This is a genomic window from Arthrobacter sp. UYEF3 (assembly GCF_040546245.1).
Classification (GTDB): domain Bacteria; phylum Actinomycetota; class Actinomycetes; order Actinomycetales; family Micrococcaceae; genus Arthrobacter.
In genome coordinates this window covers 125,277-146,622 of record NZ_JBEPNK010000003.1, presented here as the reverse complement: position 1 = coordinate 146,622, position 21,346 = coordinate 125,277, and the positions used below count along the sequence as shown (strand labels likewise).

The 21,346-nt window shown below is 68.0% G+C and carries 18 protein-coding genes; 4 read left to right on the top strand and 14 right to left on the bottom strand.

Annotation, left to right across the window (positions count from 1 at the left end; all coding sequences use genetic code 11):
* Positions 1 to 24: 24 nt before the first annotated feature.
* The gene (locus tag ABIB14_RS03265; protein WP_354234044.1) at positions 25 to 1,161 is read right to left on the bottom strand and encodes a GuaB3 family IMP dehydrogenase-related protein; all 1,137 of its coding nucleotides are present in this window, start codon (positions 1,159 to 1,161) and stop codon (positions 25 to 27) included.
* 125 nt (positions 1,162 to 1,286) lie between these two features.
* Between ABIB14_RS03265 and ABIB14_RS03260 the strand changes: the two genes are divergently transcribed.
* The gene (locus ABIB14_RS03260) at positions 1,287 to 1,904 is read left to right on the top strand and encodes a hypothetical protein (RefSeq protein ID WP_354234042.1); all 618 of its coding nucleotides are present in this window, start codon (positions 1,287 to 1,289) and stop codon (positions 1,902 to 1,904) included.
* Between the two features lie 6 nt (positions 1,905 to 1,910).
* Here ABIB14_RS03260 and ABIB14_RS03255 read toward each other — a convergent pair whose 3' ends face one another.
* From ABIB14_RS03255 to ABIB14_RS03245, 3 genes are all read right to left on the bottom strand, one after another.
* A complete protein-coding gene (locus ABIB14_RS03255; protein ID WP_354234041.1) occupies positions 1,911 to 3,752 on the bottom strand; it encodes an ABC transporter ATP-binding protein in 1,842 nt (613 codons plus the stop codon).
* Positions 3,753 to 3,758: 6 nt separating this feature from the next.
* Positions 3,759 to 5,270 carry an IMP dehydrogenase gene (gene guaB, locus ABIB14_RS03250; RefSeq protein WP_354234040.1) on the bottom strand — a complete coding sequence of 504 codons (1,512 nt, stop codon included), beginning with the start codon at positions 5,268 to 5,270 and terminating at the stop codon, positions 3,759 to 3,761.
* Between the two features lie 181 nt (positions 5,271 to 5,451).
* Positions 5,452 to 7,422 (bottom strand): acyltransferase family protein, encoded by a 1,971-nt coding sequence (locus ABIB14_RS03245; protein WP_502909593.1) that lies wholly within the window; start codon positions 7,420 to 7,422, stop codon positions 5,452 to 5,454.
* A 263-nt stretch (positions 7,423 to 7,685) separates the two neighbouring features.
* Here ABIB14_RS03245 and ABIB14_RS03240 point away from each other — a divergent pair, with 263 nt between their 5' ends.
* Positions 7,686 to 8,654: a DUF389 domain-containing protein gene (locus ABIB14_RS03240; protein ID WP_354234039.1), complete on the top strand. Its 969-nt coding sequence runs from the start codon at positions 7,686 to 7,688 to the stop codon at positions 8,652 to 8,654.
* A gap of 141 nt (positions 8,655 to 8,795) precedes the next feature.
* On the opposite strand, the gene groL is transcribed toward ABIB14_RS03240, so the two are convergent.
* The 3 genes from groL to ABIB14_RS03225 form a co-directional block, all read right to left on the bottom strand.
* Entirely contained in the window at positions 8,796 to 10,406 is a 1,611-nt protein-coding gene (groL, locus tag ABIB14_RS03235; RefSeq protein WP_354234038.1) for a chaperonin GroEL, read from the bottom strand.
* Positions 10,407 to 10,484: 78 nt separating this feature from the next.
* Complete coding sequence (groES, locus tag ABIB14_RS03230) at positions 10,485 to 10,778, bottom strand: co-chaperone GroES (RefSeq protein ID WP_056344177.1); 294 nt, start codon at positions 10,776 to 10,778, stop codon at positions 10,485 to 10,487.
* Positions 10,779 to 11,018: 240 nt separating this feature from the next.
* Positions 11,019 to 11,432, bottom strand: coding sequence for a hypothetical protein (locus tag ABIB14_RS03225; protein WP_354234036.1), 414 nt, complete (start codon positions 11,430 to 11,432; stop codon positions 11,019 to 11,021).
* Between the two features lie 56 nt (positions 11,433 to 11,488).
* Between ABIB14_RS03225 and ABIB14_RS03220 the strand changes: the two genes are divergently transcribed.
* Positions 11,489 to 12,715 (top strand): THUMP-like domain-containing protein, encoded by a 1,227-nt coding sequence (locus ABIB14_RS03220; protein ID WP_354234035.1) that lies wholly within the window; start codon positions 11,489 to 11,491, stop codon positions 12,713 to 12,715.
* A 25-nt stretch (positions 12,716 to 12,740) separates the two neighbouring features.
* Here the strand turns inward: ABIB14_RS03220 and ABIB14_RS03215 are convergent, their stop codons facing one another.
* Both ABIB14_RS03215 and ABIB14_RS03210 read right to left on the bottom strand, forming a co-directional pair.
* Entirely contained in the window at positions 12,741 to 13,571 is an 831-nt protein-coding gene (locus ABIB14_RS03215; RefSeq protein ID WP_354234034.1) for a shikimate 5-dehydrogenase, read from the bottom strand.
* A 26-nt stretch (positions 13,572 to 13,597) separates the two neighbouring features.
* A complete protein-coding gene (locus ABIB14_RS03210; RefSeq protein WP_354234033.1) occupies positions 13,598 to 14,974 on the bottom strand; it encodes a glycoside hydrolase family 3 N-terminal domain-containing protein in 1,377 nt (458 codons plus the stop codon).
* A gap of 175 nt (positions 14,975 to 15,149) precedes the next feature.
* Between ABIB14_RS03210 and ABIB14_RS03205 the strand changes: the two genes are divergently transcribed.
* Entirely contained in the window at positions 15,150 to 16,301 is a 1,152-nt protein-coding gene (locus ABIB14_RS03205; RefSeq protein WP_354234032.1) for a glutamate--cysteine ligase, read from the top strand.
* Positions 16,302 to 16,317: 16 nt separating this feature from the next.
* On the opposite strand, the gene tsaD is transcribed toward ABIB14_RS03205, so the two are convergent.
* The 5 genes from tsaD to alr all read right to left on the bottom strand — a co-directional run bounded on the left by tsaD (position 16,318) and on the right by alr (position 20,606).
* A complete protein-coding gene (gene tsaD, locus ABIB14_RS03200; RefSeq protein WP_354234031.1) occupies positions 16,318 to 17,454 on the bottom strand; it encodes a tRNA (adenosine(37)-N6)-threonylcarbamoyltransferase complex transferase subunit TsaD in 1,137 nt (378 codons plus the stop codon).
* Positions 17,451 to 17,999, bottom strand: coding sequence for a ribosomal protein S18-alanine N-acetyltransferase (gene rimI, locus ABIB14_RS03195; RefSeq protein ID WP_354234030.1), 549 nt, complete (start codon positions 17,997 to 17,999; stop codon positions 17,451 to 17,453). The genes tsaD and rimI overlap by 4 nt, the downstream gene beginning before the upstream one ends.
* Before the next feature lie 65 nt (positions 18,000 to 18,064).
* Entirely contained in the window at positions 18,065 to 18,736 is a 672-nt protein-coding gene (gene tsaB, locus ABIB14_RS03190) for a tRNA (adenosine(37)-N6)-threonylcarbamoyltransferase complex dimerization subunit type 1 TsaB (RefSeq protein ID WP_354234029.1), read from the bottom strand.
* 2 nt (positions 18,737 to 18,738) lie between these two features.
* Positions 18,739 to 19,383: a tRNA (adenosine(37)-N6)-threonylcarbamoyltransferase complex ATPase subunit type 1 TsaE gene (gene tsaE / locus ABIB14_RS03185; RefSeq protein ID WP_354234028.1), complete on the bottom strand. Its 645-nt coding sequence runs from the start codon at positions 19,381 to 19,383 to the stop codon at positions 18,739 to 18,741.
* Entirely contained in the window at positions 19,380 to 20,606 is a 1,227-nt protein-coding gene (gene alr, locus ABIB14_RS03180; RefSeq protein WP_354234026.1) for an alanine racemase, read from the bottom strand. Before alr ends, tsaE begins: the two co-directional genes overlap by 4 nt.
* Between the last annotated feature and the right edge of the window lie 740 nt (positions 20,607 to 21,346).

Sequence of the window (21,346 nt, the reverse complement as noted above, 5' to 3'; positions counted from 1 at the left end):
GCTCAGGCACCGCCGCCGCGCGGTTCAGTTGCCGTCGTAGGGCGAGACGACGACGTCGACGCGCTGGAATTCCTTCAGGTCCGAATAGCCCGTGGTCGCCATGGAACGGCGCAGCGCGCCGATCAGGTTGGAGGTGCCATTGGTGTGGTGGCCCGGGCCGAACAGGACCTCCTCGAGCGGCCCGACGACGCCCACGTTAACCCTGTCGCCGCGGGGAAGTTCGAGGTGGTGGGCTTCCTGGCCCCAGTGCCAGCCCTTGCCGGGCGCTTCCTCGGCGCGGGCCAGGGCGCTGCCAAGCATGACGGCGTCGGCGCCCATCGCGATGGCCTTGACGATGTCGCCCGAGGATCCCATGCCGCCGTCGGCGATCACGTGCACATAGCGTCCGCCGGACTCGTCCATGTAGTCCCGGCGGGCGGCCGCGACGTCGGAGATGGCGGAGGCCATCGGCGAATGGATGCCCAGGGCGCGGCGGGTGGTGGTGGTGGCGCCGCCGCCGAACCCGACGAGCACGCCTGCGGCGCCGGTGCGCATCAGGTGCAGTGCCGGGGTGTAGCCCGCCGCCCCGCCGACGATCACGGGAACATCGAGTTCGTAGATGAACTGCTTCAGGTTCAGCGGCTCATGGTCCTTGGAGACGTGCTCTGCCGAGACCGTGGTGCCGCGGATAACAAAGATGTCGACGCCGGCCGCCAATACTGTCTTGTAGTGCTCCTGGGTACGCTGCGGGGTCAGGGAGCCGGCAACAGTTACGCCCGCGGCGCGGATCTCTGCCAGCCGGGAGGTGATGAGTTCGGGCTGGATCGGGGCCTTATAGAGCTCCTGCATGCGGCGCGTGACGGCCGGGCTGTTGGTTTCGTTTTCGAGGGCGGCAATCTGGTCCAGTACCGGCTGCGGGTCCTCGTAGCGGGTCCACAGGCCTTCGAGGTCGAGGACGCCCAGGCCGCCGAGCCGGCCCAGCGCGATGACAGTTTCCGGCGACATCGCCGAATCCATCGGCGCCGCGATGACAGGCATGTCAAACTTGTAGGCATCAATCTGCCAGGAGACGGATACGTCCTTTGGGTCGCGAGTACGCCGGTTAGGGACGATCGCAATGTCGTCCAGGGAGTAGGCACGACGCCCACGCTTGCCGCGGCCAATCTCAATCTCGTAAGTCACTGCTCTAGGTTATCCCAGTACGACACCGCCCCGGGCGGCCGCCATAGACGGGCTAAAGTGAGTCCACGCCAGCGGGGTTCCCTGGCCAAGCTTGCGAGGTTAGGGGGCTGGTGGGGATGGTGGGGGTGGGCAACCGCTGGATTTTCGACGGCCACATCGCAGGCATCGGAACGCTGTCCGGGCTCAGGGCCGTGATCGGGGTCTGGCAGGCGTCCCCGTTCGGGCCGTTCGCCGACGTCATGGTGCAGCTGCCCTCCACGCAACGGATCCTGCTCGCACCCACTCCAGAAGTGGCCGACTTCGTGGCCACGACCTACACGTTCGACGAGGTGCGGGTGATCAACGTGGACGTTTCGCTGGAGCCGGGGACACTCGTCGTGGACGCCGGACCATTGACGGTCAACGCCCGGACGGGTGGCCGGACTGCCCTCGGTTTAGCCCTCCGCGCCGTCCCGCGATCCCTTGCGGTGCGCCCCGGGTGGCTACGGGCGGTCAGCCCGCTGGCCGGCCTCCTCAGCCCGGGCGCCAGGACCTCGGGAACTGCAGGCGGCGGAAGACATGAGTCGTACGGTGTAACCGACGTCCACCGCATCAGCCATGCCGACGTCAGCTGGGCGGGGCAGAGTGCAGGCGTTTTGACAGCCGTCCGGCCACCGGTGACGTTCGGCTTCAGCAGCGTCCCTGCGCAGCCCGGCCTGGCACGGGTACTGACCACCGTCTGCGACCTGGCTCCGGATGGCTGACGCAGCTCAGACCCCTTCGGATTCCTCCACCGTCAGCTGCGATTCGAACATCCGGAAGTAGCGGCCGCGCAGGGCCACGAGTTCCTTGTGGGTGCCCTGCTCGACGATCCGGCCGTCCTCCAGCATGTAGACGATGTCCGCCTTCTCGATCGTCGCTAGGCGGTGGCTGATGGCGATCATCGTGCTGCTGCGGGCCGCGAAGAGCCGGGTGAAGATCCGGTGCTCGGCCAGGGCGTCGATCGCCGACGTCGGCTCGTCCATCACCATGAAGGACGCGCCGCGGTAGAAATTCCTGGCCATCGCCAGGCGCTGCCACTGGCCGCCGGAGAGCCCGCTGCCCTTCCGGCCGCGGGGATCCTCCATCCAGTTGCTGACGTGGTTGTCCATGCCGTTGGGCAGTTTGTTGATGAACTCGAGAGCCTCCGCATCGGCCGCGGCCCGTCGGATCCGTACGTCATCACGGGGCGCGTCAACGTCGCCGAAGAAGACATTCTCGGCTGCGGTGGCGAACTCGTACTTGAGGAACTCCTGGCTGAGCACCGCCAGGTGGCGGTGCCAGGACTTCACGTCGACGGCGGCAAGGTCGACGCCGTCGAGCAGTACCTGCCCGGAATCCGGGCGGTAGAGCCCGGCAAGAATCCGAATCAGGGTGGACTTGCCGGCGCCGTTCTCCCCCACGATGGCGATGTGTTGGCCCTGCCGGATGGTCAGCGAGATACCCTTGATGACTTCCAGTTCGCTGCCGGTGTAAGTGAACCGGAGGTCCCGCAGCTCAACGGTCCGGGGCGCCCCGGGCAGGGGCGGGGCATGCTCGGAGTGCACCGGCAGCGCCATGAACAGCTCGTAGTCCTTGAGGTTTGCCAAGTCCTCGTCGATGGAACTGAGCGACGAGACCAGGCTGTTGGCGGTGGAAAGGGCGCGGCTGACGATCTGCTGGACGTAGAGGAACTGGCCCACCGGCTGGGCCCGGGCAATGATCCGGCCCACCACCCAGATCAGCGAGACCACCTCGGCGCCGTATTGCAGCGCATCGGCGGCGAGTTGCTTCGGGATATAGCGTTTCTGGAAATCCAGCCGGCGCTTCTCATCCGCGTCCCGGAGCCGGGAACGGAGCCCCATCAGGTAGCCGACAATCCCGTAGAGCCGCATCTCCGCGATGTGCTGCGGCCGCAGCAGGTTGGTTTCGATCATCCGGCGCTGCCGGCGCGAATCGATCTGGGTATTCCAGTGCGCGATCTGTTCCCGGGAGAGCCTGAACTGCAGGTAGACGCTGGGCACGATCGCGACCAGGACAATCACGGCGATCCACCAACTCACCAGCAACAGCGCGCCGATCGCCAGGAGCACCGAGACCAACTGGGTGAAGATGGCGGCGATCCGGTCCAGGACCCGGGCGTAGGAATCGGAGAAACGCTTGGCCCGGTCGTAAAGATCCACCGTCTCCTTGTCGTCATAGCGCCAGAAGTCGAGGGCGAGGAACCGCTCGTACATCAAGTCCCCCACGATCGCGCCGACCCGGAAGCTCATGAGCTGCTGAATGTAGCGGTCTACGCTGCCGAACGCGCCCCAGAAGAGCCCGAGCGCCGCGGTGATGACGACGTAGACGATGGCCTGCCGCCCTGCCTCCCCGTTGCCCGCGTAGGCCGCCGCCAGCGCCGTCGTGGTCAGCGCGGCGAAGTAGGTGGTGACCAGCGGCAGCAGCGCCGAGATCAGCGAGCCCACAACCTTCATCGCGACGGCGACGGGCGAGGCCCGGAAGCTGACCCGCAGCACCTGCGAGACGGCCCGGGCGTATGGCCTTAGCGCGAGCTTTCGGCTTGGCGCCCGGGCCGGCCGCAATTCGGTCATTTCCGCTTAGCGCGAGCCGTAGTTCGGCGCCTCCACCGTCATTTGGATGTCGTGCGGATGCGATTCCTTCAAGCCGGCCGCGGTGATCCGGACGAACTTGCCGCGGGCCTTCAGCTCGGGGATTGTCGGGGCTCCGGTGTAGAACATGGTCTGGCGGAGTCCGCCGACCAGCTGGTAGGCCACCGAGGCCAGCGGGCCGCGGTAGGCGACGCGACCTTCGATGCCTTCCGGGATCAGCTTGTCGTCGCCGGAGACATCGGCCTGGAAGTAGCGGTCCTTGGAGTAGGAGGTGTTCTTCCCGCGGGTCTGCATGGCGCCGAGCGATCCCATCCCGCGGTACAGCTTGAACTGCTTGCCGTTGACAAAGATCAGGTCGCCCGGGGACTCGTCGCAGCCGGCCAGCAGGGAACCGAGCATGACGGTGTCGGCGCCCGCGACCAGGGCCTTGCCGATGTCGCCCGAGTACTGCAGGCCGCCGTCGGCGATCAGCGGCACCCCGGCGGGGATGGCCGCCTTGGCGGACTCGTAGATGGCGGTAATCTGCGGGACGCCGACGCCGGCCACCACGCGGGTGGTGCAGATGGACCCCGGGCCCACGCCGACCTTGATGCCGTCGGCGCCGGCGTCGATCAACGCCTGCGCGCCTTCGCGGGTGGCGGCCTGGCCGCCGATGATGTCCACGTGCGCGGTGACCGGATCGGACTTCAACCGGCGGATCATGTCCAGGACGCCCTGCGAGTGGCCGTTGGCGGTGTCCACGAAGAGGGCGTCGACGCCGGCGTCGACCAGGGTCATGGCGCGCTCCCAGCCGTCGCCGAAGAACCCGATCGCCGCACCGACGCGCAGCCGGCCCGCCTCGTCCTTGGTGGCCAGCGGGTACTGTTCGGCTTTGGTGAAGTCCTTGGTAGTGATGAGGCCCTTGAGCCGGCCCTGCTCGTCAACCAGCGGAAGCTTCTCGATCTTGTTCGTGGCCAGCTTGTGCGAGGCCTCCTCGCGGCTGATACCGACGTGCCCGGTAACCAGCGGCATCTTGGTCATGACGTCGCTGACCAGCCGGATCGGGAAGTCCGCCTCCGGCACGAAGCGGGTGTCACGGTTGGTGACGATCCCGAGCAGGCGCATGCCCTCGTCCACGACCGGCAGGCCGGAGACGCGGAAATGCGAGCAGATCTCGTCCAGTTCGGCGAGGGTAGCCTCGGGGCCGATGGTGAGCGGGTTGGTGATCATGCCGGATTCGCTGCGCTTGACCCGGTCCACCTGGTCGGCCTGGTCGGCAATCGAGAGGTTACGGTGCACGACGCCGAGGCCGCCCTGGCGGGCCATCGCGATGGCCATCCGGGACTCGGTAACGGTGTCCATCGCGGCGGAAAGCAGCGGCGTGTTGACGGTGATGCGCTTGGAGATCCGGGAGGAGGTGTCCGCCTCGGAGGGGATCACGTTGGTGTGTCCGGGCAGGAGCAGGACGTCGTCGTAGGTCAGGCCGATGAAGCCGAAAGGATCATGTTCGGGCTGGGTCATGAGTGCGCCTCTTACCTTGGGTTTCCGGGTTCACGGGTAGGGATTGCAGCAGATGACCAGCCCGTCATTACGGGCATGGCCTGTGCAGAAGTGTTGAGTAAATAGTAGAACCTTGGCGGCGATCCCCATATTCCGGGCGGCGAATGTGAGCAAGGACATCCGGCGGGCGGCGCCGCGGGCGTCACTTCCAGCCGGTGGCGGCGAGCAGGCGCTCCTCGAACATCGGGGCCATGCTTTGCACGTAGGTCTTGGTCAAGTGGTTGTCGTCCTTGTAGACGTAGACATTCCCGACGACGGCGGGGCAGTTCCGGTCGGCGCAGATGAAATCGCTCAGGTCCATGAGGTGGAGCCCGGGAACCTTGCCGCGGTAATCGTCCAGCGGCGAGGCCTCGGCCAGGGACTCCTGGAGCGGCACGTTGCAGTCAGCCGCGCGGGCGCCCTTTTTCTGGACGCACTCGGGCATGTTTATGTTAAAGCGCGGGTTGTCGCGGATGCCGACCACCTCTATCCCGGCGTCGGTGAACGGTTTAATGCCTTCAAGGTACTGCGGCACCTCGGTTTCGTACGGGGCGTCCTTGAGGGTGAGCGAAGCGACGGTGAAGACGGCGTCCGGCTCGTGCTCCAGGACGTAGTCGGCGCTGGCCCTATTGAACGCGTTGCAGTCCGCGTTGCGTTCGCCGGATTCCCCGCCGAAGCGGCAGTTGCCCTTGAGTAGGGTGACCACTTCCCAGCCGCGGCTCTTGGCGATGGGGCCCAGCGCGGCCATGTACTGCTGGGCATGGGAGTCGCCGAGCACCACGATTCTCTTGGCGACCGGGTCCGGCCGGCTGTTCTGCAGGCAGCCGGCCAGCAGCGGGTTGCCGGGCACGTTGCCGTCCGTGCATAGCCCGTCAATATCGGCCCATTCGTTCTTCATGGCACCCGGGGCCGGGATGATCCTGGCGTCAGGTGTCGGCTTGCCGGCGTTCTCCGGTGCCAGGGCGGCGGCGCCGGGCGTCAATTCCCTGGGCTGGGACGCGGCAGCGGCCTCGTCGGCCACCATGTGGCTCTGCCAGAGCGTGACCGGGCCGGCCAGCAGGGCACCGCAGGCGGCGATGACGACGGCGGTGTGCCAGGCCCCGCGCTGCGGCCAGTGCCATTGGCGCAACGGCTTCTCCACGAAGCGCGTGGTGAGCACGGCCAGCAGCACGGACGCGGCGACAATGGCGAGCCCCTGCCACAGGTTCGGTTTGCTCAGGCCCAACCCGGCGAGAGTGAGCACCAGCAGCGGCCAGTGCCAGAGATACAGGGCGTAGGAGTTGTCACCGAGGGCGACCAGCGGCCGCCATGTCAGGAACCGGTCCACTCCGAAGCGGCTGCCGCTCCGCCCGGCCACGATGATGCAGGCCGCGGCGAGGGTAGGCCACAGGGCGATGAAACCGGGGAAGGAACTGTCCACGCTCAGCAGCAGCCCGCAGGAGAGCATCGCTGCCAGGCCCGCCCAGCCCAGCACGACGCGCAGCACCTTGCCCGGTTTGAGGTAGGGCAGGGCCAGCGCCAGGAGCGAGCCCAGGGCGAATTCCCAGAGCCGCGCCCGGGTATCGAAGTACGCGTAGGCCTGATTGCTGGCGGTCTCGTCGATCGAGTAGGCCAGCGAGGCGGCTAAAATCGCACCGAACGCCAAGGCCAGGAACAGCCGGTGGTTCAGCAGCCGCTCATCCAGCGCGGTCCAGCGCCGCAGCGCGGTGCGCAACACGGCGGCACCGGCGAAGACCAGCGGCCAGAGCAGGAAAACCTGACCCTGGATGGACAGCGACCAGAAGTGCTGCAGCGGGCTGGCGCCCGAATGGTCCTGCGCGTAATAGTCGACGGCGGTATCCGCGAGCAGCCAGTTCTGCCGGTACAGCAGGGAGGCCCAGGCCTGGTCAAGGATATCCGGCCAGCGGCTCTGCGGCAGGACAGCCCAGGTGCCGAGCAGTAGGCCCATAACCACCACCATGACGGCGGGCAGCAACCGTTTGAGCAGGTGCAGCCAGTAGCTCACGAGGCGGAGCGGCTTCCCGCATTCCACCTTCCGGGCGAAGCTTAGGGTCATCAGGAAGGCGGAGATGAGCAGGAAGATATCCACGCCGCCGGAGACCCGGCCGAGCCACACATGGTAAGTCACTACCATGAGGACGGCGAGCGCGCGCAGGCCCTGAACCTCCGGCCGGTAGCCAGATTTGCGGCTCGCAGCAGAACCCGACGCCGCCGGGCTAGGGCTTGCTGTGATTCGCGGATTCGATACTTCGGACCCCTCAGGCCGGCTTTCAAAGCATCAATGTTACCGAGCCGTAATGTTTCGTGCCAATCGACGGGCGCGTTCCCGGAGCCGGCGCCGGCGGAGGCCCCTCCTGCCGGCGCCGCTAGTCTGATACGAGTCGAAGGAGGCCGCAAGTGATCGTGCAGCTGCGAATAAGTGTCCCGGCCGAGCTCTCGGGCGCCGTCCTGGAATGCTGCTCCGGCGAGCCCGGCGTGGCCGAGGTGGCGCTGCACCCGGGCGCCCAGGTGGTCCCGCCGGGAGACGTCATCCTGCTGTTCATGGCGAGGGAATCCGTCGAGTCGCTGATCGAGAAACTCCACGCCCTGAAGGTCCAGGAAGTCGGATCCATTTCGGTCACGACGCCGGAGCTGATGCTCTCCGACCGCGCGGACCGGGCGGTGGCTGCGGCCCCCGGCGAAGGCGCAGACGCCATGATCTGGGATGAGGTGTCACGGCAGACCGGGGAAGACTCAAGGCTGACGTGGAGCTACCTCGTGTTTCTGGTCCTGGCCACCCAGCTCGCCGCCATCGGGATTGTCACGGACTCGCCCATCGCGATCGTCGGAGCGATGGCGGTGGGTCCCGAGTTCGGGCCGCTCGCTGCCCTGGCCGTGGCGCTGGTGCGGCGCCAGTGGCGGCTGGGACGCGGCGCGGCCCTGGCCCTCGGCGTGGGGTTTCCCGTCGCCATGCTGGCGGCCGCCCTCACCGCCTGGCTCTCCGTCCCGCTCGGGCTCTTTCCCGCCGATGCCCTGGACCGCGGCTCGGCAGTGGAGTTCATCTACCATCCGGGGCCCTACTCCCTGATCGTCGCCTTGCTGGCCGGTACGGCCGGAATGTTGTCCGTGATCAGCAGGCGGTCGGCCGCCCTGATCGGCGTCTTTATCTCGGTGACCACGGTCCCCGCGGCAGGCTACGTGGCGGTGGCACTGGTGCTGGGCGAGTATCAAAAGGCCGCGGGCTCCGCGCTCCAGCTCTTTGTGAACCTGATCGGGATCGTGGTCTCGGCGGTGGCGGTGTTGTTGTATTACCGTGTGATCACCAGACGCCTGCCGCGTGACGCGGCCCTTCGGCTGCGGCGGAGGGCACAGCCGAAGAGCCGCTGAGCGAAACCGCCGCCGGGAAGGCAGAACGCCTGAGTCAGAGCGCCGCAGACAAAACGTCGGCAGACAGAGGCCGCAGACAAAGACCGCAGACAAAAAGGACCGGACCAGCTGACGCTGACCCGGTCCTTGTTGCGCGAAGGCTTAGTGCTGGTGCCCTGCGTGTTCATTTTCGTCGGCCGGCTTCTCCACCACGAGGGTTTCGGTGGTGAGTACCAGAGCCGCGATGGACGCTGCGTTGCGGAGGGCCGCACGCGTCACCTTGACGGGGTCGATCACGCCGGCAGCGATCAGGTCTTCGTACTCGCCGGTCTTGGCGTTGAAGCCCTGGTTGTTGGCGGATTCGGCCACCTTGGCGACGACGACGTAACCGTCGAAGCCCGCGTTCTGGGCGATCCAGCGCAGCGGCTGGGTCAGTGCCCGGCGGACGATGCCGACAGCAGCAGCCGCGTCACCTTCGAGCGCCTGGACGGCGGGATCCTCATCGAGCGCCTTGAGGGCGTGGATGAGAGCGGAGCCGCCGCCGGCCACGATGCCCTCTTCCAGGGCAGCGCGGGTCGAGGACACGGCGTCCTCGATGCGGTGCTTCTTTTCCTTCAGCTCGACCTCGGTGGCTGCGCCGACCTTGATCACGCCGATGCCGCCGGCCAGCTTGGCCAGGCGTTCCTGCAGCTTTTCCTTGTCCCAGTCGGAGTCGGTGCGGGTCAGCTCGGCACGCAGCTGGGCAACCCGGGCCGCGACGTCCTCTGCCGAACCGGCGCCGTCGACGATGGTTGTGTTGTCCTTCGTCACGGTGATGCGGCGGGCGGTGCCCAGCACCTCAAGTCCAACGGTGTCCAGGCTGAGACCCAGTTCCGGGGAGACAACCTGGGCGCCCGTGAGGGTCGCAATGTCCTGCAGCATGGCCTTGCGGCGGTCGCCGAAGCCCGGTGCCTTGACGGCCACGACGTTCAGGGTGCCGCGGATGCGGTTGACGATCAGCGTGGAGAGGGCCTCGCCGTCGACATCTTCAGCAATGATGAAGAGCGGCTTGGAGCTCTGCAGCGCCTTCTCCAGCAGCGGCAGGAAGTCCTGGACCGAGGAGATCTTGCCCTGGTTGATCAGGATCAAAGCGTCCTCGAGCACCGCTTCCTGGCGTTCAGCGTCGGTGACGAAGTACGGGGACAGGTAGCCCTTGTCGAACTGCATGCCCTCGGTGAGGACCAGTTCGGTCTGCGTGGTGGAGGACTCCTCAATGGTGATCACACCATCCTTGCCGACCTTGCCGAACGCCTCGGCCAGCAGCTCGCCGATCTCGTCGCTCTGCGCGGAGATCGCAGCGACGTTGGCGACCTGGTCGCCTTCGACCGGGCGGGCATTTTCGAGCAGGCGGGCGGCGATGGCCTCAACCGAAACCTCGATGCCGCGCTTGATCTGTCCCGGGGCAGCGCCGGCCGCCACGTTGCGCAGGCCTTCCTTGACCAGGGCCTGGGCGAGCACGGTGGCGGTGGTGGTACCGTCGCCGGCGACGTCGTTGGTCTTGGTGGCGACCTCCTTGGCAAGCTGCGCGCCAAGGTTTTCGTACGGGTCGTCCAGCTCGACTTCACGGGCAATGGTGACACCGTCGTTGGTGATCGTGGGGGCGCCCCACTTCTTGTCCAGCACGACGTTGCGGCCGCGCGGGCCGAGCGTCACCTTGACCGTGTTGGCGAGCTTATCGATGCCGGCTTCGAGCGACCGGCGGGCAGCGTCGTTAAACGCGAGCTGCTTTGCCATGGTTTTGTCCTTTCAAGACAGAACCCCGCGCAGCCGTCCGTTCTAAGCGAAGGAGCGGCGGCGCGGGGTCCAAGGGAGTTACTTTACGACGATCGCCAGAACGTCGCGGGCGGACAGTACGAGGTACTCGTTGCCGCCGGTCTTGACTTCGGTTCCGCCGTACTTGGAGTAGATGACGACGTCGCCGACGGCTACGTCAACAGGAACGCGGTTGCCATCTTCGAAGCGGCCGGGGCCTACTGCAACGACTTCGCCTTCCTGCGGCTTCTCCTGCGCGGAGTCCGGGATGACCAGGCCGGAAGCCGTGGTCTGCTCGGCTTCGAGCGGGCGGACAACAATACGATCCTCAAGAGGCTTAATAGAGACCGACAATGACCTCTCCTTTTCGTCAGCAAATTCGTGGACATTAAAGCTGTGTGGCCAAGGCATACAGACCGTCGTCGCGGTGCCGGCAGCAGCCTGGCTGATAAAGCTTCGGGGTGTTAGCACCCTCCTAGGGAGAGTGCTAATGACGACTCTATGTAAGGAGTTAGCACTCGGTCAAGGCGAGTGCCAGAAGTTCATCCCCGGGTGAACGTCCGACGGCGGCCCCGGACGGGGTGTGGCGGCCGGTTAGCCCCCCGCGAGGTCCTCGTAGTCCCAGTCCAGGCCGTCGTCGTCTTCTTCGTCCCGGTCAGACGCATTCCGTTCGCGGTACATGACGAATCCCCCGGCCAGCGCGGCCGCTGCACCGAGGACCAGGAAGACGATGCCGCCCAACCGGGCGCCGGCGTAGGTGTCACGGATGGCCCGCGCCTCATCGGTGGCGTCCTTCACGTCTTTGCCGCCCACGGAATACACGGTCGCATTAAACGAATCGAGGAAGAAGATGATCACCAGCAACGCCACGCAGACAATGGCGAGGACACTGCCGGCGATCAGCGCCGGCCGGGCGAAGCGGGCCAGCCCCCGGCTGGCCGGAAATTCTTTGTCCCGGTGTTCCCGGGTCCCTGCCGTGCCGAAGTCGTCGGTGCGCCTGTCATCCATGCCATCCAGCCTATCGGGCACGGCGCGCGTCCGGTGCCTGAACTACGCTTGATGGCATGGCTGAGACTACGCAGGACCAGATCGCCCCGCTGCTCAATCCGGAGGGCTGGGAGCTGCTGGCGTCGCTGGGGCCCTACCGCGAGGAAGAGGCCTTCCGGCTCAATGCCTCGCTGCGCAAAGCCGGCCATTCCGCTGAGCTGGTGTCAGCCGTCCTCACGCAGTCCCGGCTGCGGACCAAGGCTGAGGCTAAGTTCGGCGAATTCGCCCGGCAGATGATCTTCACCCGGGCCGGCCTGGAGCAGGCCACGCGGCTCACCGTGGCCGCGCGGCATGCGCAGCGGTTCGCTGCGGCCGGGATTGCCCACGTGGCGGATCTGGGCTGCGGGCTGGGCGCCGACGCGATGGCGCTGGCCTCCCTGGACATCAGTGTCACCGCCGTGGAACTGGACGAAACCACTGCCGCCTGCGCCACCATGAACCTGATCCCCTTCCGGAACGCAGCCGTGGTCCATGCCGATGCCGCAACTGTTGCGCTGGACGGGATCGACGGCGTCTGGCTCGACCCGGCCCGCCGCACCACCTCCAGCTCCGGAACCAAACGCCTCTGGGACCCGGAGGATTTTTCCCCTCCGCTGTCCTTCGTGGAATCTTTGGCCGCAGCCGGCCGCGCCGTGGGCGTGAAGATGGGCCCAGGCATGCCGCACGCCTCGGTGCCGGCGGAATGCGAGGCGCAGTGGGTCTCGGTGGGCGGCGACGTCACCGAGGTGGCGCTGTGGTTCAACGCTGTCCGCCGGCCCGGAATCCGCCGCGCCGCGCTGCTCCTGGGCCCGCACGGCGCCGCGGAACTCACCAGCGCTGAGGACTTCGGCGCCGGGCCGATAGCCCCGATAGGCGCGGCGGAAGGCTACCTCTACGAGCCCGACGGCGCCGTGATCCGGGCGGGACTGGTCGCCGACGTCGCCCTCCAGCTTGACGGGCACCTGCTGGACGAACACATCGCCTACATCTGCGCTCCGGAGCTGCTCGACACCCCCTTCGCCCGGGCGTACAAGGTACTCGATGTGATGCCGTTCAACGTCAAGTCGCTGAAGGCGTGGGTCAAGGACAACGGCATCGGCGTCCTCGACATCAAGAAGCGCGGCATCTCGGTCACGCCGGAAGAACTGCGCAAGCAGCTGCTCCCCGGCAGCAGGAGCGCCAGGAACCCCGCCAAAAAGACGGCCACGCTGGTCCTCACCCGGATCGGCGAAGAGCGGGTGGCCATCGCGGTGCAGCCGGTCTAGGATCTCGTCGGGCTTGCTGCCCGCGCTATTGCGCCCGCATGAACTCCTCGGCGGCCCGGACCTGCTCGTCCGTGGGCCGGACGCCGGTGTAGAGCACGAACTGTTCGAGGGCTTGGATCGTGGCGACCTCGGCGCCTGTGATGACCTGTTTGCCGGCCGCCCGGGCCGCCCGGATCAGGGGCGTCTCGGCGGGCAGCGCCACGACGTCGAACACCACCTTCGCGGCGTCCACCGCCTCCTGCGGGAAGGACAGCGCGTCGACGTCCGGGCCTCCCGCCATGCCAATCGGCGTCACGTTGATAATCATGTCCGAGGCGCCGCGAGCTTCCGCCGTCGGAAGCCCCGCGCTCCATCTGAACCCGTAAAGGTCCGCGAGCGGTTTCCCGGCTGCCTCGTTGCGGGCAACGATGGTGACGTCCCTGAATCCTGCGTCGCGAAGCGCGGCTGCCGTGGCCTTGGCCATGCCGCCGGAGCCCATGAGGCACACGGAGTACGCCGTCGGCACGGCATTGCGCTGCAGCAGCTGCTCGATCGCGGTGTAGTCGGTGTTGTAGGCGGTGAGCGTACCGCCGTCGTTCACTATTGTGTTGACCGAATCGATGGCTTTCGCCGACGGGTCCATAACGTCAACCAATGCGATGACCTCCTCCTTATAGGGCATGGACACCGCACAGCCGCGGATACCCAGCCCCCGCACCCCGGCGATTGCCCGGGCCAGGTCGGTGGGGGCAAAGGCCTTGTAGATCCAGTTCAGGCCCAGCTGGTCATAGAGGTGGTTGTGAAAGCGGGTCCCGTTGTTGCTCGGCCGGGCCGAGAGCGAGATGCACAAGGTCGTGTCTTTATTCAGGATGGGCACAGCTCCATTAAACGACGGGGGACGGCTCAGCCGCAGCCGGAGCCCGGCCCGTGCGGCCCGACGGCGACCGGCAGCTTCCCGAGGGCGGTGGCCCTACCGGCCAGCACCGCCAGCAGCACGTCGAACGCCTCCTGGCTCCGGCCGTAGAGCGCGATCTTGGCGGGCGCGGCTGACTTCTCCAGCGGCCACGGCGCATCGAGCGCGACCGCCACGTCGGCCGCCGCCGGGGAGCCGCCGTAACCGATCAGGGTCACGAGTGGACCGTTGCCGATGCCGACGCCGGCCTCCTTCGCCGCCGCGGCGAAGCGCGCACGGTCCTGCTCGGTTCCACCGCTCACCCGGACGCTGGCCGGAACGATCGGCCCGCGGCACGGACCAGCCACCACCGTGATGGCTTCCTGCGAAACTTTCTCGGACAGCGCCGCGCCGCTGCCGGACGCCCGGCCCTCCGGCGGGTGGCTGCGGGCGCGCCAGAGCTGCATGGTGGCCACCCGCTGCGCCACCTCATCCAGCCTCGCGGCCGGCAGGGAACCGCTCCGGACGGCACTCACGATCGCCGCGTGGGCCGTCTCCACCGACGCGGGCATGAGCACGAGGTCCGCACCGGCGGCAAGCGCCAGCGGCGCGGCCGCGTCGTCTGGGAACTGTCGCTCGATCGCACCCATATTCATCGCATCGGTCACGGCGACGCCTTTGAACCCCATCCGCCGCAACTCCGCATAGGCCGCCTTCGAGACGGAGGCCGGGACACCGGGCTGAAGGGCGGGGACGGCAATGTGCCCGGTCATGACCATCGGCAGGCCGGCGTCGATGGCAGCTTGAAAGGGTTTGAGGTCCTTTGCCCTCAGCTGCTCCAGGCTGGCGCTTTGGACCGGCAGGCCCTCGTGCGAATTGACGGTCACGGAGCCGTGGCCGGGAAAGTGCTTGGCGGCCGGGAGGACGCCCGAGTCCAGCATGCCCCTCGAGAAGGCGGCGCCGAACTCCGCCGCGGTGTCGGCACTGCCGGAGATGGAGCGCGAGCCGATGGTTGGGTCGGCGGGACCCATCGTGACCTGCCCGTACGGGGTCGCGCGGACGTTGTCGCCCAACACGATCGAGCCCGCCAGATGCAGGCGTTCAGCAATCCCGGCGTGGGCTTCGGCGTCGAGCCCGGCGAAGAACGGCAACAGCACCTGGCCGGCCTTCTGCTCGAGGCTCATCCCGGCCACCGCCTTGCCGGCGGCCTCGGCGTCGTTCTGGTCCGGACCCCAGCCCAGCGGCTTTGCAGGCCGGGGGTCGCTTGCCGGCGTCGGGCCGGCCGTGGAACTCTGGTCCGGGGTCGGACCGGGACCGGAAGAGCCCGGGACCGAGCAGCCTGCGGATCCCGCGGCGAGCCCCGTCAGGAGCGCCAACGTTGCCGCCAACAGGCTACTTCTGTGAAAACTCTCACGCATCAGCTGTAACTTGGCCACCGGCTCGATGCTACCCCTGCACTAGACTTGGAAACGCCGGCGGCCTGCCACGGGAAGCCGCCCCGGCAGCAAAAACTGCGGGCCAGCAACGGCGCAATGGCGGGCACCAACACAGCGAAGGGACCACATGAAGATTGATTTCGCTTCATCCAGGCAATCAACTCTTGGTGTGGAATGGGAACTCGCGCTCGTCGACGCCGAAACCGGCGAGCTGGCCTCGGTGGCCGGCGAGGTGCTCCGCGGCGTGGCCCGCAGACATCCCGAGCTGAACGAGGATGACGAACATCCGCACATCAAACAGGAGCTGCTGCTCAACACGGTGGAACTTGTCACCGGCATCTGCAGCACGGTGGCGGACGCCAAGGCAGACCTGGGCAGTTCCCTTGCCGCGCTGCGCGAGGTCACCGACCAGATGGGCGTCGAGGTCTTCTGCGCCGGCAGCCATCCCTTCAGCCCCCCGCAGCTGCAACCCGTCACCGACAAGGCCCGGTACGCCAAGCTGATCGACCGCACCCAGTGGTGGGGCCGCCAGATGGTCATTTACGGAGTCCACGTCCACGTCGGCCTCGACAGCCGCGACAAGGTCCTGCCGGTGCTCGATGGCCTGGTCAACTACTTCCCGCAGTTCCAGGCACTGTCCGCCTCCAGCCCCTTCTGGGGCGGCGAGGACACCGGCTACGCCTCCCAGCGCGCGCTGATGTTCCAGCAGTTGCCCACCGCCGGCCTGCCGTTCCAGTTCTCCAGCTGGGAAGACTTCGAGTCCTACGCCCAGGACATGTTCACCACCGGCGTGATCGACTCGCTGTCCGAAATCCGCTGGGACATCCGGCCCGTCCCGCATTTCGGCACCATCGAGATGCGGATCTGCGACGGCCTGGCCACGCTTGAGGACGTCGGCGCCATCGCCGCCCTGACCCAATGCCTCGTGGATGACTTCTCCACGACGTTGGAGCACGGCGGCAGCATCCCGACCATGCCGCCCTGGCACGTTCAGGAAAACAAGTGGCGCGCGGCCCGCTACGGCTTGGACGCCATCATCATCCTCGACGCCGCGGGCAACGAGCAGCTCGTCACGGATCACATCCGCGAGACGGTCGCGCGGCTGGAACCCGTCGCCGTGAAACTGGGCTGCAGCGCCGAACTGGCGGACGTCCTGAAGATCATCGAGCGCGGCGCCGGCTACCAGCGGCAGCGGCGCGTGGCGGCAGAGCACGGTGGTGACCTGCGCGCCGTCGTCCTGGACCTGGTCGACCAGATGCGCGAGGGGCCCGCAGCCTAGCGACTGCCCCTTCCCGCTACGCGGATACGGAGGTGACCGGCATCGAGGAGTCCGGCGCGAAACCGATCCCGCTGGGCGCGGTTCCGGACATCACCAGCTGCGCGCCCAGCGCGGCCACCATGGCGCCGTTGTCCGTGCACAGCGCCAGCGGCGGAACGGTCAGCCGGATGCCCGCCGCGCTGCAGCGCTGCTCCGTAAGCTGGCGCAGCCGCGAGTTCGCAGCCACTCCCCCGCCCAACAGCAGTTCGGTGATGCCGTTTTCCCGGCAGGCAAGCACCGCCTTGGACGTGATTACATCCACCACGGCTTCCTGGAAAGCCGCCGCGACGTCCGCCACCGGCACCTCCTCGCCGCGGGCCTCGAACTGCTCAACGCAGCGTGCGACGGCGGTCTTGAGGCCGCTGAAGGACCAGTCATAGCGGTGCGGGCCGGGTTCCTCGGCCGTGCCCATGTACTTCGTCTGGGTGAGCCCGCGCGGGAAACGGATCGCCTTCGCGTTGCCGGTCCGCGCGAGCTTGTCGATCGCCGGGCCACCCGGGTAGCCGAGCCCCAGCAGCCGGGCCACCTTGTCGTACGCCTCGCCGGCAGCGTCGTCGATCGTTGAGCCGAGCAGCTCGACGTCGTCCGTGATGCTGCGGATCCGCAGGATTTCCGTGTGCCCGCCGGAAACCAGGAGCGCGCCCAGGTTCTCCGGCAGGGTGTTCGCCGGGACCGCGTCTCCTTGCGGGGCATTCCCGGCGGAGGCGCCCGGAACGCCGGTGTCCGGCTCGAGCAGGCCAACGCCGACGTGCGCCACCAGGTGGTTGATCGCGTACAGCGGCTTGCCGGTGGCGACGGCGAGCGCCTTGGCCGCGCAGACACCCACCATGAGCGCTCCGGCGAGGCCCGGTCCGGAGGTGACGGCAATGGCATCGACGTCGTCCAGGGTCACACCCGCAACGGCGAGGGCCTCCCGGAGGGTGGGGACGAAGGCGTCGAGGTGCGCCCGCGAGGCGATCTCCGGGATGACGCCGCCGAAACGGACATGCTCCGCCATGGACGAGGAGACGGTGTTGGCCAGCAGCCGGGTGCCGCGGACAATGCCGACGCCGGTCTCGTCGCAGGAGGACTCGATCCCCAACACCAGCGGCTGGAAGCTCTGCGGGTGGTTCATGCTTGGCCTGTTTCCTTCGGCAGTGACTGATGCGGTGTGTTGGCGCGGTCCGTGTCAGCGGGCGGGTCCTCCGCTGGTTTGTCCTCCGCTGGCTTGTCCTCCGCGGGCGGGTCCTCCGCTGCGTGCAGCTGGAGGCGCATGATCAGCGCGTCGACTCCGTCGCGGTAGTAGCGGCGGCGGACGTGGATCTGCTCGAAGCCGAAGCGCCGGTAGAGCTGCTGGGCGCGGGGGTTGTCGGCCCGGACCTCCAGCAGCACATCGGCGGCGCGGCGCCGCCGGCTTTCGCGGATGAGTCCGGTCAGCAGGGCCGATCCGATGCCGCGGCCCTCCTGCGCGGGCACGACGGCGATGGTCTGGACGTCCGCGATGGGTTCGATGCACATCAGTCCGGCGTATCCGACTATCGCCCCGGATGCCTCCGCGACTAGGTAGTGCCGGGTCTCGGCCTGCGCCAGTTCGTCGATAAACATCTGCAGCGGCCAGGCGTCCACGGGGAACAGCCGGCACTCCAGTCCGTGCACGACCGCAATGTCCGCGGGAACCATGGGCCTCAGCGTCACGTCGGACGGGGATGGTCCCGGCGGGGTTTGCGGGGGCGTGTCCGGGGCGTTCACAGCGCCCGTTTCCGCGGGCCGGGGACCTGCGCGTCGGATTCGCGCAGGTACAGCGGGGTGGTGTCCAGGAGCTGCTCTCCCGCCGCGAGGCGAGCCAGCGCGAACTGGCCCAGCGAGAGCGCCTCCGGTTGCCGCCCGGCGAATTCGGGCACCGAGTGCAGGACGTCCGGGTACAGGCCGGCGCCCGCGCCGTAGACGGGAAGGTCCGGCAGCCCGGCGGCGAATCCCACGTGCGGACCGTCCAGCAGGCGCGGCAGCTGGGTCCCTGCCAGGGCGTAGCGGGCCCAATAGACCTCTTTGCGCCGCGCGTCGGTAGCCACGATGAACTCGGCGGCGGCCTCTGTGGACTCGGCAACCTCCAGGGCAATCGCATCAAGGCTCATCAGCCCGTAAAGGGGCTTCTGCCAGACGAATGCCAGGCTGCGGGCCGTGACAATGCCGGAGCGCAGGCCCGTGAAGGGCCCCGGTCCCACCCCGGCGACAATGACGTCGACGTCGGTGCCGCGCAGGCCCGCGCCGGCGAGCAGCTGCTCGATGCCAGGGGCAAGAACTTCGGCGTGGCTGCGGGTGTCCTCGGTGGCGAAGCTGCCGATCACAGATTCCAGCGAATCATCAGAAACGAGCGCGGCGCTGGCGACCGCCGAGGTGTCGATGGCAAGGATCAGCATGGTCAGTCCTCTTCCGGGGCTGCGGGCAGGTCGGGGAGTCCGGCTAGAGCCGCCGGCGGTTCCGCCCAGCGCGGGCCGAAACCGCGGAACACCACGGTCCGGGGCTCGTCGACGTCGTCGGTGTCGAAATCCAGGGCGGCGGGCCGGGACTGGGCGCCGGGCTGGGCGCCGGGCTGGGCGCCGGGCCGGGGCCAGGCGCCGCGCTGGGGCGCGGGCTGGGCGCCGCCCAGACGTCGGTGCAGCTCGATATCGAGCCGGCTCTCGCTCAGGTGCTCCACCCGGCCGCGGCCCCACTCCACGACAGTCACGGCGCAGTCCATGGTGTTTTCCAGGTCGATGTCATCTATTTCGGAGGCGGATCCCAGTCGGTAGGCATCGACGTGGACCAGATCCGGGCCGCCGGGACGGGGTCCGTCCTGCAGGTTGGGGTGAATCCGGACCAGCACGAAGGTGGGCGAGATGATGCCGGCGCGCACCCCGAGGCCTTCGCCGAGCCCTTGGGTGAAGGTGGTCTTCCCGGCACCCAGTTCGCCGCTGAGGACCACCAGGTCCCCTGCCTGCAGGTCGGCGCCGAGGGCGGCCGCGAGGGCGTGCGTTTGCTCAGCGGTCCCGACCTCGAGGGTCCGCTGCCAGGCCGGTTCGCTCACTGCACGGCCCCGCCGTCGGATGGCGGCACTTCGTTGATATAGCGGCGGGGCACCCGCGGGCTGATGCGGGTGACAATCTCGTAATTGTTGGTGCCGGCAGCCCGGGCCCAGTCCTCTGCGGTGGGGCCGCCGCCGGCGCCGTCGCCGAACATCACGGCCTCGGCGCCCAGCAGGCTGGGGCCGCCGGCAGTGACCTGCAGCGGGCCAAGATCGATGACCATCTGGTCCATGGCGATACGGCCCACCACGGGGTAGGTTACCCCGCCCACCCGGATGGGGCCACCGGTGGCGACCCGGGGCACCCCGTCGGCGTACCCCAGCGGGACGAGCCCCAGGGTGCTGGGGCCGGTGGTGCGGTAGTGCAGCCCGTAGGAGACGCCCTGGCCGGCGGGCACATCCTTGCAGTGCGCGATAACGGCCCGCACCGTCATGGCCGGGCGCAGCCCGACTTCCGCGGAACCCTGTCCCTCGAACGGGGAGAGCCCGTAGATGCCCAGGCCCACCCGGACCAGGTCGAAGTGCGTGTCCGGGCGGGAAAGCGTCGCAGGAGTATTGGCGAGGTGGCGGACCTCTGGATCGACGCCGGCGTCCTGGGCTAACGCCAGGACCTCCCGGAAAGCCTCCAGTTGCTGGTCCGTTTCGGGGCGATCGGGTTCGTCAGCGACGGCAAGGTGCGAGAAGATCCCCACTACGCGCAACAGTCCCTGATCCTGGTATTCCATGGCCTCGCCGAGGACCGTGTCCCAGGCCTCGAGAGTGACCCCGTTGCGGCCGAGCCCGGTATCCACTTTCAAATGAATCCGGGCCGGGCGCTCCTGCTCACGGGCGGCGGCCGCAATCCGGCCGAGCTCCCAGCCGGAGCAGCCAATGTCGATCCCGGCAGCCACGGCGGCGGCGAAGTTACTCTCCGGCGTGTGCAGCCAGGCCAGCACGGGTGCCTCAATCCCTGCGGCGCGCAGGGCAAGGGCTTCGGAGATGTGAGCGACGCCCAGCCAGCTCGCCCCGGCGCTAAGCGCTGCGCGGGCCACGGGAATGGCGCCGTGTCCGTAGGCGTCCGCCTTAACGACGGCCATTACCTTGGCCGGCGACGCCACCGCGGCCAAGCGCCGGACGTTGTGCCGGATGGCCTCAAGATCGATAACGGCCGAGCGCTCCTCGACGTGGCCGCCCGGACCTGCTTCCGCCGAGGGCCGGAAATCACCTGTTGCTGCTGGGTACATCACTTTACGATTCTACGGGTGGCGGCAGATGCTGCTGAATTGCGCCCGCCCGCGGCCACCGGACATGCCCATTCCCCGGTTCCGGACATGCCCATCCTTCGCCGCCGGGCGCGGGCATATTGGGAACATGCCCATTCCTCAGTCCAGACGGAGGGCATGCTCATCCGTCACGACCCATGGCCCGGAGCGACCCCGCCGGACATGCCCATTCCTCGCCGCCGGGCGCGGGCATAGTGGCACCATGCCCATTCCACAGCCCAGACGAAGGGCATGCTCATCCGTCACAACCCATGGCCCGGAGCAACCCCACCGGACATGCCCATTCCTCAGCGCCGGGCGCGGGCATATTGGCACCATGCCCATTCCACAGCCCAGACGAAGGGCATGCTCATCCGTCACAACCCATGGCCCGGAGCAACCCCGCCGGACATGCCCATTCCTCGCCGCCGGGCGCGGGCACAGTGGCACCATGCCCATTCCACAGCCCAGACGAAGGGCATGCTCATCCGTCACAACCCATGGCCCGGAGCAACCCCGCCGGACATGCCCATTCCTGGCCGCCGGGCGCGGGCATAGTGGCACCATGCCCATTCCACAGCCCAGACGGAGGGCATGCTCATCCGTCACACCCCATGGCCCGGAGCGACCCCGCCGGACATGCCCATTCCTCGCCGCCGGGCGCGGGCACATTGGGAACATGCCCATTCCTCAGCCCAAACGGAGGGCATGTCCAGCGGTGCTGC

Coding starts and splice junctions, on each gene's coding strand:
- ABIB14_RS03255 (WP_354234041.1), bottom strand. CDS start 3,752: ATGACCGAATTGCGGCCGGCCCGGGCGCCAAGCCGAAAGCTCGCGCTA.
- guaB (WP_354234040.1), bottom strand. CDS start 5,270: ATGACCCAGCCCGAACATGATCCTTTCGGCTTCATCGGCCTGACCTAC.
- ABIB14_RS03245 (WP_502909593.1), bottom strand. CDS start 7,422: ATGGTAGTGACTTACCATGTGTGGCTCGGCCGGGTCTCCGGCGGCGTG.
- groL (WP_354234038.1), bottom strand. CDS start 10,406: ATGGCAAAGCAGCTCGCGTTTAACGACGCTGCCCGCCGGTCGCTCGAA.
- ABIB14_RS03225 (WP_354234036.1), bottom strand. CDS start 11,432: ATGGATGACAGGCGCACCGACGACTTCGGCACGGCAGGGACCCGGGAA.
- ABIB14_RS03220 (WP_354234035.1), top strand. CDS start 11,489: ATGGCTGAGACTACGCAGGACCAGATCGCCCCGCTGCTCAATCCGGAG.
- ABIB14_RS03205 (WP_354234032.1), top strand. CDS start 15,150: ATGAAGATTGATTTCGCTTCATCCAGGCAATCAACTCTTGGTGTGGAA.
- tsaD (WP_354234031.1), bottom strand. CDS start 17,454: ATGAACCACCCGCAGAGCTTCCAGCCGCTGGTGTTGGGGATCGAGTCC.
- rimI (WP_354234030.1), bottom strand. CDS start 17,999: ATGGTTCCCGCGGACATTGCGGTCGTGCACGGACTGGAGTGCCGGCTG.
- tsaB (WP_354234029.1), bottom strand. CDS start 18,736: ATGCTGATCCTTGCCATCGACACCTCGGCGGTCGCCAGCGCCGCGCTC.